At 57.6% G+C, this 15,679-nt stretch carries 19 protein-coding genes; 7 read left to right on the forward strand and 12 right to left on the reverse strand.

The annotated features are described in order from the left end of the window. Window positions 1-203: 203 nt before the first annotated feature. Both ubiT and LPQ25_RS02805 read left to right on the forward strand, forming a co-directional pair. Window positions 204-728, forward strand: coding sequence for a ubiquinone anaerobic biosynthesis accessory factor UbiT (gene ubiT, locus LPQ25_RS02800; protein ID WP_002918231.1), 525 nt, complete (start codon window positions 204-206; stop codon window positions 726-728). Then, window positions 722-1,225, forward strand: a complete 504-nt coding sequence (locus LPQ25_RS02805; RefSeq protein WP_002918229.1) for a GNAT family N-acetyltransferase — start codon at window positions 722-724, stop codon at window positions 1,223-1,225. The genes ubiT and LPQ25_RS02805 overlap by 7 nt, the downstream gene beginning before the upstream one ends. Here LPQ25_RS02805 and LPQ25_RS02810 read toward each other — a convergent pair. Next, window positions 1,212-1,502 (reverse strand): GIY-YIG nuclease family protein, encoded by a 291-nt coding sequence (locus LPQ25_RS02810; protein ID WP_002918226.1) that lies wholly within the window; start codon window positions 1,500-1,502, stop codon window positions 1,212-1,214. The genes LPQ25_RS02805 and LPQ25_RS02810 overlap by 14 nt on opposite strands. Window positions 1,503-1,551: 49 nt before the next feature. Between LPQ25_RS02810 and LPQ25_RS02815 the strand changes: the two genes are divergently transcribed. Further along, window positions 1,552-1,995 (forward strand): YhbP family protein, encoded by a 444-nt coding sequence (locus LPQ25_RS02815; RefSeq protein WP_002918223.1) that lies wholly within the window; start codon window positions 1,552-1,554, stop codon window positions 1,993-1,995. Here LPQ25_RS02815 and LPQ25_RS02820 read toward each other — a convergent pair. After that, complete coding sequence (locus LPQ25_RS02820; RefSeq protein WP_002918221.1) at window positions 1,957-2,493, reverse strand: type 1 glutamine amidotransferase domain-containing protein; 537 nt, start codon at window positions 2,491-2,493, stop codon at window positions 1,957-1,959. The genes LPQ25_RS02815 and LPQ25_RS02820 overlap by 39 nt on opposite strands. 128 nt (window positions 2,494-2,621) lie before the next feature. On the opposite strand from LPQ25_RS02820, the gene LPQ25_RS02825 reads away from it, so the two are divergent. Both LPQ25_RS02825 and LPQ25_RS02830 read left to right on the forward strand, forming a co-directional pair. After that, on the forward strand, window positions 2,622-3,269 hold the full coding sequence (locus tag LPQ25_RS02825; RefSeq protein WP_004181410.1) for an NAD(P)H-binding protein: 648 nt from the start codon (window positions 2,622-2,624) through the stop codon (window positions 3,267-3,269). 75 nt (window positions 3,270-3,344) lie between these two features. Beyond that, window positions 3,345-4,385 (forward strand): permease, encoded by a 1,041-nt coding sequence (locus LPQ25_RS02830; RefSeq protein ID WP_014906876.1) that lies wholly within the window; start codon window positions 3,345-3,347, stop codon window positions 4,383-4,385. A 121-nt stretch (window positions 4,386-4,506) separates the two neighbouring features. Here the strand turns inward: LPQ25_RS02830 and dolP are convergent, their stop codons facing one another. The 4 genes from dolP to LPQ25_RS02850 are packed head-to-tail and all read right to left on the reverse strand — an operon-like array spanning window position 4,507 to window position 8,160. Then, window positions 4,507-5,082, reverse strand: a complete 576-nt coding sequence (dolP, locus tag LPQ25_RS02835; protein ID WP_002918214.1) for a division/outer membrane stress-associated lipid-binding lipoprotein — start codon at window positions 5,080-5,082, stop codon at window positions 4,507-4,509. Between the two features lie 9 nt (window positions 5,083-5,091). Continuing rightward, a complete protein-coding gene (diaA, locus tag LPQ25_RS02840) occupies window positions 5,092-5,682 on the reverse strand; it encodes a DnaA initiator-associating protein DiaA (protein WP_002918211.1) in 591 nt (196 codons plus the stop codon). 25 nt (window positions 5,683-5,707) lie between these two features. Next, on the reverse strand, window positions 5,708-6,094 hold the full coding sequence (locus tag LPQ25_RS02845) for a YraN family protein (RefSeq protein ID WP_002918206.1): 387 nt from the start codon (window positions 6,092-6,094) through the stop codon (window positions 5,708-5,710). Then, window positions 6,052-8,160, reverse strand: coding sequence for a penicillin-binding protein activator (locus LPQ25_RS02850; RefSeq protein WP_014906877.1), 2,109 nt, complete (start codon window positions 8,158-8,160; stop codon window positions 6,052-6,054). Before LPQ25_RS02850 ends, LPQ25_RS02845 begins: the two co-directional genes overlap by 43 nt. A gap of 63 nt (window positions 8,161-8,223) precedes the next feature. Between LPQ25_RS02850 and rsmI the strand changes: the two genes are divergently transcribed. Together rsmI and LPQ25_RS02860 are read left to right on the forward strand one after the other, a co-directional pair. Beyond that, the gene (gene rsmI / locus LPQ25_RS02855; RefSeq protein WP_004144878.1) at window positions 8,224-9,087 is read left to right on the forward strand and encodes a 16S rRNA (cytidine(1402)-2'-O)-methyltransferase; all 864 of its coding nucleotides are present in this window, start codon (window positions 8,224-8,226) and stop codon (window positions 9,085-9,087) included. Window positions 9,088-9,201: 114 nt separating this feature from the next. Next, a complete protein-coding gene (locus LPQ25_RS02860; RefSeq protein ID WP_004150941.1) occupies window positions 9,202-10,092 on the forward strand; it encodes a Fic family protein in 891 nt (296 codons plus the stop codon). Window positions 10,093-10,126: 34 nt separating this feature from the next. Here LPQ25_RS02860 and LPQ25_RS02865 read toward each other — a convergent pair whose 3' ends face one another. From LPQ25_RS02865 to gatZ, 6 genes are all read right to left on the reverse strand, one after another. Further along, a complete protein-coding gene (locus LPQ25_RS02865) occupies window positions 10,127-10,900 on the reverse strand; it encodes a DeoR/GlpR family DNA-binding transcription regulator (RefSeq protein WP_002918124.1) in 774 nt (257 codons plus the stop codon). A gap of 110 nt (window positions 10,901-11,010) precedes the next feature. Continuing rightward, window positions 11,011-12,054 carry a galactitol-1-phosphate 5-dehydrogenase gene (gene gatD, locus LPQ25_RS02870; RefSeq protein WP_014906878.1) on the reverse strand — a complete coding sequence of 348 codons (1,044 nt, stop codon included), beginning with the start codon at window positions 12,052-12,054 and terminating at the stop codon, window positions 11,011-11,013. A 49-nt stretch (window positions 12,055-12,103) separates the two neighbouring features. Continuing rightward, a complete protein-coding gene (locus LPQ25_RS02875; protein WP_002918121.1) occupies window positions 12,104-13,486 on the reverse strand; it encodes a galactitol-specific PTS transporter subunit IIC in 1,383 nt (460 codons plus the stop codon). Between the two features lie 5 nt (window positions 13,487-13,491). Beyond that, window positions 13,492-13,776 (reverse strand): PTS galactitol transporter subunit IIB, encoded by a 285-nt coding sequence (gene gatB, locus LPQ25_RS02880; protein ID WP_002918119.1) that lies wholly within the window; start codon window positions 13,774-13,776, stop codon window positions 13,492-13,494. A 26-nt stretch (window positions 13,777-13,802) separates the two neighbouring features. After that, a complete protein-coding gene (gene gatA / locus LPQ25_RS02885) occupies window positions 13,803-14,270 on the reverse strand; it encodes a PTS galactitol transporter subunit IIA (protein WP_002918116.1) in 468 nt (155 codons plus the stop codon). Between the two features lie 14 nt (window positions 14,271-14,284). After that, complete coding sequence (gene gatZ, locus LPQ25_RS02890; protein WP_002918071.1) at window positions 14,285-15,556, reverse strand: tagatose-bisphosphate aldolase subunit GatZ; 1,272 nt, start codon at window positions 15,554-15,556, stop codon at window positions 14,285-14,287. Between the last annotated feature and the right edge of the window lie 123 nt (window positions 15,557-15,679).

A 15,679-nucleotide genomic window follows, 5' to 3' on the forward strand; every position in this document is an offset into this window, starting at 1 on the left:
CGGCCCGTCAGGGACGCTGAATGGTTAACGAGCAGGGATTTTAGTTAACCTTCTGGTGACAATTTTTGATTTGAGGCAGTTAAAAGTGTATTGGCGGCGCCAATAACTGGCGGCCGTCATCGCGTTTTTGTTGATTTACGCCGCTATGTTGTTTATGTGATATGGCACAATAGCGGAACTATTGCATTCATGGAGTAAAGCTTGTGTTGGATAAACTGCGTTCCCGGCTGGTCCACTTTGGCCCGTCTTTAATGAGCGTGCCGGTTAAGCTGGCGCCTTTTGCCCTCAAGCGCCAGGTGCTGGAGCAAGTGCTGAGCTGGCAGTTTCGCCAGGCGCTGGCGGAGGGGGAGCTGGAGTTTCTTGAGGGGCGTTGGTTAAGTATTCATGTGCGTGACATCGGTCTGCTGTGGTATACCTCGGTAGTCGATGGTCGACTGGTGGTCAGCCAGCAGGCCGACGCCGACGTCAGCTTCAGCGCCGACGCCAGCGATCTGTTAATGATCGCCGCGCGCAAGCAGGATCCGGATACGCTATTCTTCCAGCGTCGTCTGGTCATTGAAGGCGATACGGAGCTGGGACTGTATGTAAAAAATTTGATGGACGCCATTGAGCTCGAGCAGATGCCAAAAGCGCTGCGCGTGATGTTGCTGCAACTGGCGGATTTTGTCGAAGCTGGACTGAAGAGCCCGCAGAAACCTGAACAGACATCGGTAGGTGAGGCATGCTGATTCGAGTGGAGATTGGGATTGATGCACCGGGAATCGACGCGCTGCTGCGTCGTACCTTCGGCCGCGATGCCGAAGCGCAGCTGGTGCACGATCTGCGTGAAGATGGACTGATCACGCTGGGGGTAGTGGCGACGGATGATGAAGGCCAGGTGATCGGCTACGTTGCCTTCAGCCCGGTGGCGGTGGAAGGTGAAGAGCTGCAGTGGGTCGGCCTGGCGCCGCTGGCGGTAGATGAACGCTACCGCGGACAGGGCATTGGTCGGCAGCTGGTTTATGAAGGGCTGGACTCGCTGAATGAGTTTGGCTACGCCGCGGTGGTGACGCTGGGCGACCCGGATTTATACCGTCGCTTCGGCTTTGAACCGGCCGCGCGCTTCGATCTCCGCTGCCGCTGGCCGGACAGCGCCGAGGCGTTCCAGGTTCACCGTCTGGCGGATGACGCCCTCGACGGCGTCCATGGCCAGGTAGAATACAGCGAGCACTTTAATCGTCTTTAAGCCTTGCCAGCAGGGTTTCGAAGGCATCCTCTCCGGCAACGAGGCGCTCTTTTTCGCGCTTCGTTAGCTGCTTGACGCGATATTCCAGTCGCAATGCAAGTGAGTGTTCACCAACTTCGTGGCTAAAGGCCAGCTGCAGGTCGCCTTTGCCGCGCAACGCCTTTGCGCCTTTTCCCGCCTGATGCTGGCGAAAGCGGCGTGGCACGTCGGTGGTGATGCCGGTATAAAGGCGATTATCCGCGGTTCGAATGAGATACAGAAACCAGCACACGGTCACAAAGTCACTATGGTAAGGTGTGTGCACCATAGCATAATGGAGAAGAAAGATGGATACGCTTGCCGCCATTGGTCGCTGGCTGAGTAAACAGCACGTCGTCACCTGGTGCGTCTCCCGTGAAGACGAGCTGTGGTGCGCGAATGCCTTTTACGTCTATGACCCGGATACCGTGGCCTTTTATCTGCTCAGCGAGGAGCACACCCGCCATGGCCAGATGACCGGACAGAGGGCGAAGGTGGCCGGCACGGTTAACGGCCAGCCAAAAACGGTGGCCCTGATCCGCGGCGTGCAGTTCAAAGGCGAGATCCGTCGTCTGAGCGGTGACGAAGAGGCGCGAATGCGCCAGCGCTACGTCAAGCGCTTCCCGGTGGCCCGCATGCTGTCGGCGCCGGTATGGGAGATTCGTCCGGACGAAATCAAATTTACCGACAACACGCTGGGTTTCGGGAAAAAATTACACTGGCGGCGTGATGCCGGCGCCGAGCAGGCGTAGCGCTTCGCGATTGAAGGCCGGCAGATCGTCCGGCGTTCTGCTGGTGACCAGCTGTTCGTTATCGACCACCACCTCCTGGTCGTAAAACTCGCCCCCGGCGTTTTTCACATCCACCACAATCGGTTTCACCGCCGTGAGCTTACGTCCGCGGATCACATCGGCGCTGATCAGCAGCTGCGGGCCGTGGCAGATGGCAAACACCGGCTTACCGCCGTTGACAAAATCGCGGGTAAAGGTGACGAAGCGTTCATCACCACGCAGCTGGTCGGGAGAGTAGCCCCCGGGCAGCAATAAGGCATCAAATTCACCCGGTGTGACGTCATCGATGGCTCTGTCGATGGCGACCTCGGCTTCTCCCTGCTTACCCTTCACCGTTTTGCCAGCCTGCTTTTCGATCGTGATGACCTGATGCCCGGCGAGCTTAAAGGCTTCGGCGGGAGAGGTAAATTCAGAATCTTCAAAGTCGTCGGTAATGAGGACGGCTATCTTTTTACTCATGCTTCCTCCACTGTCTGGATGGTCAATGAGGTAATTCCATGATGATGGTGGATACTTACCTTGTAAGGTATTAAGCCTGGAACATGAGCCCGAAAGTGCAAGGCGGAGAATTCTGTAAAGGAGAACCAATGAGTCAGGTATTATTAACCGGCGCGACCGGGTTAGTTGGCGGTCACTTACTCCGGCTGCTGCAGAATGAGCCCCGTATAAGCACCATCGCCGCGCCGACGCGTCGCCCGCTGGCGCCAGCGGAAGGTGTCTTTAATCCTCACGATCCCCAGCTGACCGATGCCCTGGCGCAGGTGGTTGACCCGGTGGATATCGTCTTCTGTTGCCTGGGAACGACGCGCCGGGAGGCCGGGAGCAAAGAGGCCTTCGTCCATGCTGACTACACGCTGGTGGTTGATACCGCGCTGACCGGCAAACGACTGGGTGCGCAACATATGCTGGTGGTTAGCGCGATGGGCGCCAACGCCCACTCGCCGTTTTTCTACAATCGGGTGAAGGGGGAAATGGAGGCGGCGCTGATTGAGCAAGACTGGCCGCGGCTGACCATCGCCAGGCCGTCGATGCTGTCAGGCGAGCGGGAAAAAAAGCGGGCCAATGAGACCTTCCTCGCACCATTGTTCCGGCTCTTGCCGGGGAACTGGAAATCCATTGCGGCCCGCGATGTGGCGATCGCCCTGCTGGCGGAGGCGCTGTCGCCCACCCACGAAGGGGTGCGAATTCTGTCATCATCGGAACTACGGGAGCGCGCCGCGCGGCAGGCTGAATAGCGGTTTGCAAACGCAGGCTTCCGGCGTAGTATTCACGGCTTCAATTCATATCCACATTTCTTGCTGGGGAATGCTATGGCTGGTCAGTCTTCATCTCAGGCGGCGTCACCATTTCAATGGTGGAAACCCGCGCTTTTCTTTCTCGTCGTGATTGTTGGTCTGTGGTACGTCAAATGGCAGCCGTACTACGGGAAAGCCTTCACCGCTGCGGAAACCCACAGTATCGGTAAATCCATTCTTGCCCAGGCCGACGCTAACCCGCTGATGGCGGCGTGGGACTATGCGATGGTTTACTTCCTTGCCGTCTGGAAAGCGGCGGTGCTCGGCGTGCTGCTCGGGTCATTGATTCAGATACTCATTCCGCGCGACTGGCTGCTACGCACCCTGGGACAATCGCGGTTTCAGGGCACGCTGCTGGGAGCGATTTTCTCGCTGCCCGGCATGATGTGCACCTGCTGCGCCGCGCCGGTCACGGCCGGGATGCGCAAACAGCAGGTGTCGATGGGCGGGGCGCTGGCGTTCTGGATGGGGAACCCGCTGCTCAACCCGGCGACGCTGGTGTTTATGGGCTTTGTTCTGGGCTGGCAGTTTGCGCTGGTTCGCCTGGTGGCGGGCCTGGCGACAGTATTAACTGTGGCGACGCTGGTGCAGAAATGGGTGAAAGAGGCGGCGACGCAGCCGGTAGCGGTGCCAGATGTACAGGCGGAGGCGACTCAGGGCGGCTTCTTTAGTCGCTGGCTGCGGGCGCTGTGGACGCTGTTCTGGAACACGATCCCGGTTTATATCCTCGCGGTGCTGGTGCTGGGAGCGGCGCGCGTCTGGCTGTTCCCGCACGCCGATGGCGTGGTGGATAATACGTTGTTCTGGGTTATCGCGATGGCGATCGCCGGCTGCCTGTTTGTGATCCCTACCGCGGCGGAAATTCCGATTGTGCAGACAATGATGCTGGCGGGTATGGGGACGGCGCCCGCGCTGGCGCTGCTCATCACACTGCCGGCAGTGAGCGTGCCGTCGCTGATTATGCTGCGTAAAGCCTTCCCGGCCAAAGCGCTGTGGCTGACGGGCGGACTGGTGGCGCTGTGCGGGGCGATTGTCGGTGCGCTGGCGCTGGTGTAGTTTGCCGTAAACGTACGCATAGCCGGATTGGATGCCGGGTGGCGGCTACGCCTTACCCGGCACACAACGTACAGGGGGCGGTAGCCCGGCTAAGCGCAGCGCCAGCCGGGAAACTGCAGCTTTATTTAATGTAGGTAAAGGCGGTGGTCACCCGGGATACGCCGCTTACCCGGCTGGCAATATCCGCCGCCGCCCGGCCTTCGCGGTCGGTCACCAGCCCCATCAGGAAGACTTCGCTGTTTTCCGTGGTTACTTTCACGTTCGAGGATTTGACCTGATCGGTGCTCAGGAGCTGCGAACGCACCTTGGTGGTAATCCAGGTATCAGACGAGGCGGTGCCTAAACCAATCGGCTGGCCCTGGCGCACTTCATTAAACACTTCCGTGGTCCCTTCCACGCCCATGGCGATTTGCTTGGCGCGCGCGGAGAGGTCCGGCGTCGGCGACTGGCCGGTCAGCAGGACTTTGCCCTGATAAGCGGTGACGTTGATACGGGCCTGTTTCTTAATCTGTTCATCTTTCGACAAGGCGCTATTGACGCGCAGTTCCAGGGTACTGTCATCGACCTGGGTTCCCACCGTACGCGGGTCCGTTGCGGCTTTGGTGCCGACTGCTGCCGTTCCGACTACCGCGGCGGCAACGCAGCCCTGCAGCAGTAGTGCAGAAAGCAGGATGGCGAGGGGCGAGAGAGCCTTCATGTGTTCTCCTTAATCGTCCTGGTGTGGAAAAAGAGTGTTATCTATCAAATCGCACAGACAGTTGACGGTCAGCATGTGCATCTCCTGGATACGCGCGCTGCGATGGGAGGGGATGCGGATTTCGACATCCTGTTGACCTAACAGGCCCGCCAGCTCACCGCCGTCATAGCCGGTTAACGCGACGATGGTCATGTCGCGGGTCACGGCGGCTTCCACCGCCTTGACGATGTCCCGACTGTTTCCGCGCGTAGAGATCGCCAGCAGCACATCGCCGGCGTGTCCCAGGGCGCGCACCTGCTTGGCGTAGATCTCGTCATGCAAGCGATCGTTAGCGATGGCGGTTAAGACCACATTATCGGTATTTAGTGCAATGGCAGGTAAACCAGGGCGTTCCGTTTCAAAGCGATTAATCATGCTGGCAGCAAAATGCTGTGCGTTGGCGGCGGAGGTGCCATTACCACAACAGAGGATTTTGTTGCCGTTAAGCAGGGACTGGACGAGCGTCATCGCCGCCCGGGAGATGGCGTCCGGGAGTGCTTCCGCTGCGGCAATTTGGGTTTGAATGCTTTCGGTAAAGCAGGCTTTGATTCTGTCGAGCACGGGATCCCTTACTTCTGGTATTACGCTATTCGCCAAAGGCGTTTTTTAGCCATTGGATGTCGTTTCCGGTGAAGGCTACCACATCGAAACGGCAATCCACAGTCTCAAAGCTCCCATTCTGTCGGCAGAGCCACAAACGGGCGGCTTTAAGCAGTCGTTGTTGTTTTTGCGGAGTGACGCTGGCTGCCGCATCACCGTACCGGGCGCTACGGCGGTAGCGCACTTCGATAAAAACGGTGACCGTGCCGTCGCGCATGATAAGGTCAATTTCGCCGCCACGCTCGCGGGCATTGGCGGCGATAAAACGCAGGCCCTGGCCTTCCAGCCAGCGGCGAGCCTGGTTTTCCCAGGCATCGCCGGTCTGTTTGCTTAGCTGGCCGGAACGATTTTTCCCTGCTGGTACTTGAGCCATGACAGTTTCCTGTTAATCACGCAATCCTGGTTGGCCGTCAGATCGCCGGTATTGCCGTTCAGCTCGAAGCCAGGCGTCTGGCGCATTTGCGTGAAGTGATTTGCCAGTGACCAGGCGTCAGCGCCCATGGCATACAGACGCGCCAGCGAGTAGTCATTACGCACCGCGGACAGCGCCTGCTGCATTAGCGACGGATTGCTGCCGGCCAGCATTGGGATCTCACTATACTGCAAGCCTTCCATCTCCAGACGGAAATCCGGCCCCGCGGTGCCCTGGGCGCTGCGCGAGCTGGCGTACAGGGTGACATTGCTCTGGCTGCCGTTGCGCATGGCGATCATCGGTTTGATATAGGCAATCTGTTCCGGGGTGGCGAGGATATAGGCCGCATCGACGCTGCCGCCGCTGCTTACCGGCATCTCATCCGCACTGCCGAGGATGCTGTTCTGCGCTGATGGCAGGGTGGAGACCGGGGTGCCGCTCAGCGCAATGCCCCCGCCGCCGTTCACGCCGGCGCGCAGCTCGGCCGTGGATCCAAAACGCTGCTGCAGGACGCTGGCGCCGCCCAGCTTCAGCCACTCGTCGGCAAAAGCGCTAACCACACGATCGCCCAGCGCGCCGCGCGGAACCAGCAGCAGCGGGGTCTGTTTCCCCTGTTGGTGGATATGTCGGGCGGCGTCACGCGCTTCGTCTTCCGGAGAAAGCGCGAAATAGCAGAGGTTAGCGCGGCTTTCGACTTTTTCCGGCTGGTTGAGGGCCAGCACATTGAGCGGCGTGTTGCTCTTGATAACCTCTTCAACGTTTTCTTTCAGCAACGGCCCAACCACCAGGGTGGCGCCATCCTGCTGCGCCTGGGCGAGCAGCTGGCTTATCGGCTGGCTGGTGGTGTCGTAAATTTTCAGTTCCGCAGAAGGGTTAGCGGCGGTTGCGACCACGGGCTGCGGCTGTGCGGCCGGCGCGGTAACCGGCTGGGTGGCCGGGGAAGCGGTAGTCTGCGGCGTGGCGGATGTTGCCGGCGCCTGGGCTGCCGGTTCCGCAGCAGGCGCTGCCTGGTCCTGCGTCGGGGCCTGAACCGGATCCGCGCGGCTTCCGGTGGCGGTAAGATCGCTGATTTCTGCCTGCGACGGACTCACCACATCATCATTACCGGAGACATTCGCCGCCTGGGCGACCTGGGCGGGAACCGCGCTGCCCGTCACCGACGGCGCGCCGTTTTTGGCGGCTTCAAAGCCCTGCTGGATAGTGCGGCCGAAGATCGACGCCTGACCGTTTAGCGGCAGAAAAAGCGCAATCTTGTTGATGGACGCGGGCTTATAGTTTTGCATATTCACAAGCGCCGTCGGCAGCATTTTAGCGCCCGGGTTTTGCGGATAGCGCGTCTGCCAGTCTTTAACGCCCGCTTTCAGTAGCGTCGGATCGTTGCGGTTGTCAAACCACATCCGCTGCAGATCCAGCCAGCCCTGGAGGATATTTTCATCGGCGTTGATCACCAGCGCATTGGCCTGGTCCTGGGGCATCGAGGTGAGCGCTTGCCAGGTCGCATCAATATTTTTCTGACGCTGTTTGGCGTCACTCAGCAGCGGCTGCTGGGCGATTAAGGCGCGCAGCAGGGTCAGCGATGGTTTGCCCTGGCTGGCATCGATTTGCGCCTGCCAGTAGCGCGCCTGCTGAGGCTGCTCAAGGTTTGTCGGATCGATCTTAGCCAGCAGATTACGGGCGGCCTGATAATCGTTCTGCGCCAGCTTCACTTCCACCGCCAGCAGCGACTGTTCACGGGCCTGAGTGCTGTTCAGGTTCGCCGGCAGCTGGTTAAACAGGTCGATAGCCTGCTGCTTCTTCCCTTCCTGCAGTAGTGCACGAATGGCGAGTAATTGCCAGTTGGTCTTGCTATCATTCGTGCTTTGCTGCATCTGCTGTAAGTAGAAACTGGAGTTGGCCTGCGACGTACCCTGCATAAACGCCGCGCTTTGATCCTGCGTGTGGGTGCCGCAGCCAGCAAAAATAAGAGTCGCCAGCAATACGGGCAGGCAGCGCGCGGGCTTAGAACGAAGAAATGTTGACGGTACCATAAGTGTCCAGTGATATTTTTTTGGCTCAATGCTCAATATTAAATCGGCAATACGGACGAGACAATGAAACAACACGAATCAGCGGATAATTCTCAGGGGCAGCTCTATATTGTGCCCACTCCGATAGGAAATCTGTCTGATATCACGCAGCGTGCACTGGAAGTGCTGCAAGCCGTTGATTTAATTGCAGCGGAAGATACCCGTCATACCGGTTTGCTGCTGCAACATTTTGCGATAAACGCCCGTTTGTTTGCGCTTCACGACCATAATGAGCAGCAAAAGGCGGAAACCCTGCTTGCCAAACTGAAAGAAGGGCAAAACATCGCGCTGGTTTCCGATGCCGGCACGCCGCTGATTAACGATCCTGGTTACCATCTGGTGCGCACCTGCCGCGAAGCGAATATTCGCGTGGTGCCGCTGCCGGGCCCCTGTGCGGCTATCGCCGCCCTGAGCGCCGCCGGCCTGCCTTCCGACCGTTTCTGTTATGAAGGCTTCCTGCCGGCGAAATCGAAAGGCCGCCGCGATACCCTGAAAGCGCTGGAAGAAGAGCCGCGCACCCTTATCTTCTATGAGTCGACCCACCGTCTGGTGGAGAGTCTGGAGGATATCTGCGCGGTACTGGGAGAATCCCGCTATGTGGTGCTGGCTCGTGAGCTGACCAAAACCTGGGAGTCGATCCATGGCGCGCCGATTGGTGAGCTGGTGGCGTGGGTGAAGGAAGATGAAAACCGTCGCAAAGGCGAGATGGTGCTGATCGTCGAAGGTTTCAAGGCTCAGGAAGAGGCGCTGCCGGCGGCCGCGCTGCGTACTCTGGCGCTGCTGCAGGCGGAGCTGCCGCTGAAGAAAGCCGCCGCGCTGGCCGCGGAAATCCACGGCGTGAAGAAAAATGCGTTGTATAAGTACGCCCTGGAGCAGCAGGGGGAGTAAACGATGAGCCGTTACCAACCGCCGTTTAGCATCACACCCTCGGTCCTCAACCTTGTCGTTGAGATTGGGGAATTGCTTGGGCATTGGTCGGCGAAACGTGGACAAGCATCGCCGTTGCTGCGTAAAGAAAACCGCATTCGTACTATTCAGGCGTCACTCGCGATTGAACATAATAGCCTGAGCATGGAACAGGTAACGGCGCTGCTGGAAGGCAAACGGGTTCTGGCGCCGGCTAAGGATATTCAGGAAGTGAGAAATGCCATTCGTGCTTATGAATTAATGCCCGGATGGCATGCGGCAAACATTAGCGATCTTCTGACGGCGCATAAAACGCTGATGACCGGGCTGGTTGATCGTCCAGGCGCTTTACGTGGCGGAAACGTCGGCATTTATCGCGGTACGCAGGTGATACATATGGCTCCGCCTGCTGCCCAGGTCCCAAGATTGATCGCTGATTTACTCAGTTGGCTGGAACACACCGAGCTACATCCTTTAATTGCCAGTTCAGTTTTTCACTACGAGTTTGAGTTCATTCACCCTTTCGCTGATGGCAATGGTCGGATGGGGCGTTTATGGCAGACGTTGATTCTAAGCCAGTGGCGTCAGGAATTGGCCTGGCTGCCGGTTGAAACGCTGATCCACCATCAGCAAGAACGTTATTACGACATTTTAGGTGCTTGTGATAAAACCAGTGATTGCACGCTATTCGTGACCTGGATGTTGCAAAATATCCTGGCGGCGCTGAAAGAAGGTCTGGAAACTTCATTCATCGTGTCGGAAGAAATGTCGGAAGAAATGTCGGAAGAAATCGACGTCAAATTAGCCCCACCGGAAAACGCAATTTTGCGTTTGCTAACCGAAAAGCCGGAATTAACGGCGAGAGCGCTGGCGGAGATCTTGGGGATATCAGCACGTACGGTTGAGCGTCATCTGCAAGGGCTACAGGCGAAAGGGAGATTGATTCGCATAGGCGCCAAAAAAGGTGGAAGCTGGCTGGTTAAGTAGAACCAGCCGCCATGATGTTCCACTCAGCGTGCAATTACACTATCTTCAGTTCCACCTTTTTGCTGCTTAACGCTGCACGGTCATTTTCACTAATGCCGTCGTCGGTGATCACGCAGTCTATCTTTTCCATCGGCAGTACCTGGTTAAAGCCCCGGCGATTGAATTTGCTGGCGTCGAGCACGGCGATCACCTGATGCGCGGCGGCGGCCATCACGCTGCTGATGGAGTAGCCTTCGTTAAAGGTGGTGATGCCATTGGTGGCGTCGATACCGTCGGCGCCGACAAACATCAAATCGGCGCAAATACCTTGCAGCGAACGTTCGGCAATCGTGCCGTGCATCGAATGCGTTTTGTGCCGCACGGTACCACCGCACACCACCAGGGTGATATCTTTATTTTCTGCCAGAGTAAACGCGGCGGGCAGGCTGTTGGTGATGACGGTGATATTGGTCATCCGTACTAATGCCTCGGCGATAAGAAGAGTGGTGCTACCGCTATCGAGGATCACCGTCATACCTTCACGGATCATCGCTGCCGCGGCATGGGCGATGCGCTTTTTGGGATCGCTGGCAAGCTGATAGCGGTCTTCAAGCACCACTTCCTGATTCTCGGCGTCGGTCAGGTCGCTACCCGCACGGGCGGCGCCGCCGTGAAAACGGGTTAACAGTCCTTTTTCTTCCAGTAAGCGGAGATCGGCACGGATCGTTACCTCAGAGATGCCAAAGAGATTCGAAAGGTCTAGAACCAATACGCTACCCTGCGTATTCACCATATCGACAATTTTGTTCCTTCGTTCAAATGAGTTCATCTTGATTTGCCTGATAATTAACTCATCTCAGTGTAATCGAAGGGTAACGAAAGGTGAACGATAATTTTCGAAAGGTTGGATGAGCCAGCGCTGATGGCTGGCTCGGGCGGTCAAGAGAGTTTGAGCAGGATTTTGCCTTGCATTGGCGCGCCGTTGAGCGCCTGCACTGCACGAGCGAAGCTTTCTGCGTCGCCACGATGGGCGATCAGCGGCGCCAGCTGCAGGCGTTTTTCAGTCAGCAGACGGGTGGCCGTTTGCCACTCTTCTCCCGGCCACGGGCCAGAGTAGTTCATCCAGCTACCCACAATATTCAACTCCTTACGCAGAATCTGCCCGAAGGTGGCTGCCGGGAGGGTTAAATCATGATGAAGCGTGCCAACCAGCGCCAGCTGCGCCCGCGGACCGGCGGCCTCAATCGCCAGCGCGACGGTCTGCGGCGTACCGGCGGTCTCGAGGACTAACTGATCGAACTGAATGGCTTCCAGCGCCTGCTGAATCGCCTGGCCGCTCATCTCGCGACTGTTGAACACATGGGTTGCGCCAAGGGTTTTGGCCAGCTCCAGCTTCTGCGGATTGATATCGATCGCCGTGACGCTGTTGGCGCCCAGTTCGCGGGCGCACTGTAGCGCCAGCAGGCCGATGGTGCCGGCGCCGATAATAATCACGTTTTTACCTTCACAGCCCTGCGCCAGATGAAAAGCGTGCAGGCCAACGGTTATCGGTTCTATAAACGCGCCATCATCAATTGGCATCTGGTCCGGCAGGCGGAACAGGTTGGCGCGCTTTACCACCACATATTCGGCGTTGCCGCCTTCGCTGCGTGAGCCGACGAACTGATACTGTTTACATAAAGAGAAATACTCGCGCTGGCATTGCGGGCACTGGAAGCAAGGCAGCAGCGGCACGCAGGCGACGGCATCGCCGGGCTGCAGGTCGGTTACCGCCGCGCCGTAGGATTCCACATAACCGCTGAATTCGTGCCCCAGCGTAATAGGGTAGTAATGCGCCCCTTTGGCGAAAATGCGCGGGATATCGGAGCCGCATAACCCGGAACTGACCACTTTGACCAGGACATCGTTTTCCGTTTGCAGCGTGGGGATAGGGCGTTCTTCAACGCAGACGTTCCCCTCAGCATGGATTACCACTGATTTCATAACATTCTCCAGCTATAAGATTCAGGGGAGCGAACGCTCCCCTTTTAGATCAAGACATGCCTGTACTTTGTTGCGGGGCAGCGCTTTTTTCTGCTTTTTCCGCGGCGATGAAGCCGCGAGCGCGACGCCAGGTCAGTAGAACGCCGGCCAGATAGATGATGCCGATGACCGCGAAGCCAACCACATTTTGCCAGGTAAAGAGCTGGATCAGCAGCCAGGTAATCGGCGAACCACCCTGGTCCATTGAGGCCACCATGCCGCCGGCTTTCAGGGCCCCGGCGTTTGCCGCCAGCTGGGTGTGCAGGCCAATGGTCTGGGTGGCGATCCACAGGGTGATTCCCATAATGATGACCCCGGAAATCAACGTGCGGAACAGATTGCCCTGATGTACAGCCACTGCCATCGCTACGAAGAAGCCGATGGTGGCCAGGTCACCAAATGGCAGAACCTGGTTGCCAGGGACCACGACGGCGATAAGAATGGTCAGCGGGATGAAAATCAGGCTGGCCGAGACTACCGAGGTATGACCGAGCAGCAGCGCCGGATCGAGACCAATCAGGAATTCCTGGCCGCCGAATTTAGCCTGCAGACGTTTACGCGCCTGTTTGGCTATCGGGGTGAGGCCATCCATAATCGGTTTGATCACCCGGGGCATCAGCAGCATCACCGCTGCGGTTTTCACCGCCAGCTGAAGAATGCCCTTCAGGTCGTAACCCGCCAGCGCGCCAATCACCAGCCCCATGACGAAGCCAACGGTAACCGGTTCACCGAAGGGGCCGAAGCGTTTCTGAATGTCATCGGCGCTAAAGTGAATACGGTTAAGACCGGGGATCTTGTCGATGATGGTATCCACGAGGACGGCAACTGGCCCTAAATACGCCGAACTGCCGTGCGGGATCGCAATACCCTCGAGGCCGAAGAAATCGCGGGTATCTTTGGCAAACCAATCGCCCAGCTTATACACAAAAGCAGCATGCACCACCACGCCGAGAATACCTATCCAGTACGACCCGGTCGCGATATGCAGCATTGCGCCGGTAAAGGTCATATGCCAGATGTTCCAGATATCAACATTCACCACGCGGGTCATACGGGTAACCAGCATCACGATATTGACCGCGATGGCCACCGGGATCGCCACCAGGGCGATTTGCGACGCCCAGGTCATCGGTGATGAACCCGGCCAACCGATGTCGATCACGTGAAGATTAATCTGGAAATGCTCCGCCATCGCCTTTGCCGCCGGGCCGATGGAGTCGAGCATCAGGCCAATGACCAGCCCGATGCCGACAAACCCGATCCCGATATGTAGACCGGATTTAAAACAATCCCCGAGCTTCATCCCCAGTAATTTGGAGAAGATAATGATCACGATCGGCAGCATCACCGTCGGACCGAGATCGAGGATATAACGCATGATTTCGCTAAACATGGCGTTTACTCCGCGAGGATGCCGAGGATTTTCTGTTGTAAGGCTTCAATGCCGACGCCCGAGACGAATGGCATGCCGTGCACCACCGGAATGTCGCCGAAGGTCCGCTCCACGCGCGCGGTGGTGCAGATCAGGTCCGCCCCGTCCATGTAGGTTTCGATTTCATTGACCCGGCACTGCACCAAATCCAGTTCAATATTGTGGTCTGCACATAGCTCTTTAATCTCTTCTGCCGCCATCGTGGAGGTGGCGACGGCACCGCCGCAGGCGACGATAACTTTACGTTTCATAGGGTACCCCTTTTATTATCAGTATCTTATGAAGCCACGGCGCTAAGCTCGGGCTCAAGGATTAATTGCTGGAACCGCACCGGCAGCCGATCGTCGGAAGCGGCGAGCAGTGCCTCCAGCGTGTGCGGATTTTGTAGCTCACTAAATAACCGGCGCAGCAGCTTCAGCTGTGCCGCCGGGTTTTCAACAATCAGCGCGATGATGAGCGAAACGTCGATTTCGCCGTCGTCGTCAGCGCGCTGAAAAGAGACCGGCATGTCCGGACGTATCAGGTAAATGGCCGGTGATTTCGCGTGGATCGCTTCGCAGTGCGGGATAGCGACAGCATGCTTCTCCAGGGCGATGCCGGTGGGAAAAGTCGCTTCGCGTTCGAGCAGGGCGGCGGGATAGCTGTCATGTACGACGCCTCGCGCCAGCATCTCTGCGCCAATGTGTTCCAGTGCCTGCTGACTGGAACTGAAATGAATGCCGGTACGAACAAACAGTTGACTCATATATCCTCTTAACTTCACGCGGTTTCAGAAGAACAGCCGTAGCGATAGGCACGCAGGACATCCTGGATTTTGTCGAGGATCAGCGCGTGCGGCTCGGCGTTCAGTTCATTCAGCGACAGTCGTTCAAACTGCACCGGCATATACTGGCTGATAAGCCCCAGCGGTAGTTTAGCGTCGGTCAGATTAGCGATAAGTTTCTCAACGCTTTGGCGAATACGCGGATGCGGCCAGTAATAACGGATACGGTCGGAAAGGCTGAAGTGGATATCGACCATCGCCTGGCTCCAGGTGGGGCGATAGTATTTTTTCCAGTAGCCGGGTTCGTTAAGCATCACTTCGTCGATCACCTCCATCACGCGACTGCGAGACTCCGGGGCGATCAGCTCATTTTCCATTTGGGCGAGGGCAAAGATGGCTTCACGCAGGGCAAAGGTGAGCGCCGGGCCGACTTTCAGAATGGCGAAGTGGTCGCGGACCAGCGCACGATAAGCCTGGCGGGTTTGGTAGTCGGTGGAGTGCGCTTCGTAGACCATCGGGGTGCTTTCGATCCAGGCGGAGAGCGCTTTCGCTTCCTGCGGCTGGTAATGAATGATTTGCGTATGGTCGAACTCCACGCCGGGCTGCACGACGATGGCGATAACTCGCTCCAGCGCGGCGTCGAGCCCCAGTTTACGGAAGGCGGCTTCATGGGTTTCGAGCGTCGCGGCGGCATCCTGCGCCCGGGTGACATGTACGCTGCCGATGGTGCTGGCCTCGCCGCCGGGAACCGGAACTTCGGTCCCGATGACGTAGGTCAGGTGGCGCTTTTGCTCATCGCTGGCGGTCTCTTCGGCAGCCTGACACAAGCGAGCGGCGCGCTCAGCAACCACACCTGGATCCAGCGGCACCGGATCGTCAGCACAGGACATTGATGCATCGAGATGGATTTTACTAAAGCCGGCGGCGACGTAGGCTTTGATCAGGTCGATTGATTTTTCCATCGCCACGGCGGCCGGTTCGTCTTGCCAGCAGTTCGGTCCAAGATGGTCGCCGCCAAGAATAATGCGCTCCGCCGGAAAACCGACGGTACGCGCGATGTTGTAGACGAAGTCGCGGAAATCGGCCGGCTGCATGCCGGTGTAGCCACCAAACTGATTCACCTGGTTGGACGTCGCTTCGATCAGCACCTTATTGTTGGTCGACAGGTCGAAACGTAACGCCGCTTCGATAACCAGCGGATGCGCCGAACATACTGAACAGATGCCGATATGTTCGCCTGACTTATGGCGAGTGATAATGTCTTTCATTTACAACCTCCGTTTTCTTTCGAATATATTCGTTATGTTTTGTTTTGGTCGCAAATGGCTTTGTTTTGATTTGTGATCTGCATCGATAAATAGTGTTGTAACGCAGTGAAAGGCATCGTCTTT

The organism is Klebsiella sp. KPN54798 (assembly GCF_021184225.1).
GTDB lineage: Bacteria > Pseudomonadota > Gammaproteobacteria > Enterobacterales > Enterobacteriaceae > Klebsiella > Klebsiella pneumoniae.

Excerpts from the sequence above, each read along its gene's own strand:
- LPQ25_RS02805 (WP_002918229.1), top strand. The coding sequence starts at position 722 with ATGCTGATTCGAGTGGAGATTGGGATTGATGCACCGGGAATCGACGCG.
- LPQ25_RS02815 (WP_002918223.1), top strand. The coding sequence starts at position 1,552 with ATGGATACGCTTGCCGCCATTGGTCGCTGGCTGAGTAAACAGCACGTC.
- LPQ25_RS02820 (WP_002918221.1), bottom strand. The coding sequence starts at position 2,493 with ATGAGTAAAAAGATAGCCGTCCTCATTACCGACGACTTTGAAGATTCT.
- LPQ25_RS02825 (WP_004181410.1), top strand. The coding sequence starts at position 2,622 with ATGAGTCAGGTATTATTAACCGGCGCGACCGGGTTAGTTGGCGGTCAC.
- LPQ25_RS02830 (WP_014906876.1), top strand. The coding sequence starts at position 3,345 with ATGGCTGGTCAGTCTTCATCTCAGGCGGCGTCACCATTTCAATGGTGG.
- dolP (WP_002918214.1), bottom strand. The coding sequence starts at position 5,082 with ATGAAGGCTCTCTCGCCCCTCGCCATCCTGCTTTCTGCACTACTGCTG.
- LPQ25_RS02845 (WP_002918206.1), bottom strand. The coding sequence starts at position 6,094 with ATGGCTCAAGTACCAGCAGGGAAAAATCGTTCCGGCCAGCTAAGCAAA.
- LPQ25_RS02850 (WP_014906877.1), bottom strand. The coding sequence starts at position 8,160 with ATGGTACCGTCAACATTTCTTCGTTCTAAGCCCGCGCGCTGCCTGCCC.
- rsmI (WP_004144878.1), top strand. The coding sequence starts at position 8,224 with ATGAAACAACACGAATCAGCGGATAATTCTCAGGGGCAGCTCTATATT.
- LPQ25_RS02865 (WP_002918124.1), bottom strand. The coding sequence starts at position 10,900 with ATGAACTCATTTGAACGAAGGAACAAAATTGTCGATATGGTGAATACG.
- gatD (WP_014906878.1), bottom strand. The coding sequence starts at position 12,054 with ATGAAATCAGTGGTAATCCATGCTGAGGGGAACGTCTGCGTTGAAGAA.
- LPQ25_RS02875 (WP_002918121.1), bottom strand. The coding sequence starts at position 13,486 with ATGTTTAGCGAAATCATGCGTTATATCCTCGATCTCGGTCCGACGGTG.
- gatB (WP_002918119.1), bottom strand. The coding sequence starts at position 13,776 with ATGAAACGTAAAGTTATCGTCGCCTGCGGCGGTGCCGTCGCCACCTCC.
- gatA (WP_002918116.1), bottom strand. The coding sequence starts at position 14,270 with ATGAGTCAACTGTTTGTTCGTACCGGCATTCATTTCAGTTCCAGTCAG.
- gatZ (WP_002918071.1), bottom strand. The coding sequence starts at position 15,556 with ATGAAAGACATTATCACTCGCCATAAGTCAGGCGAACATATCGGCATC.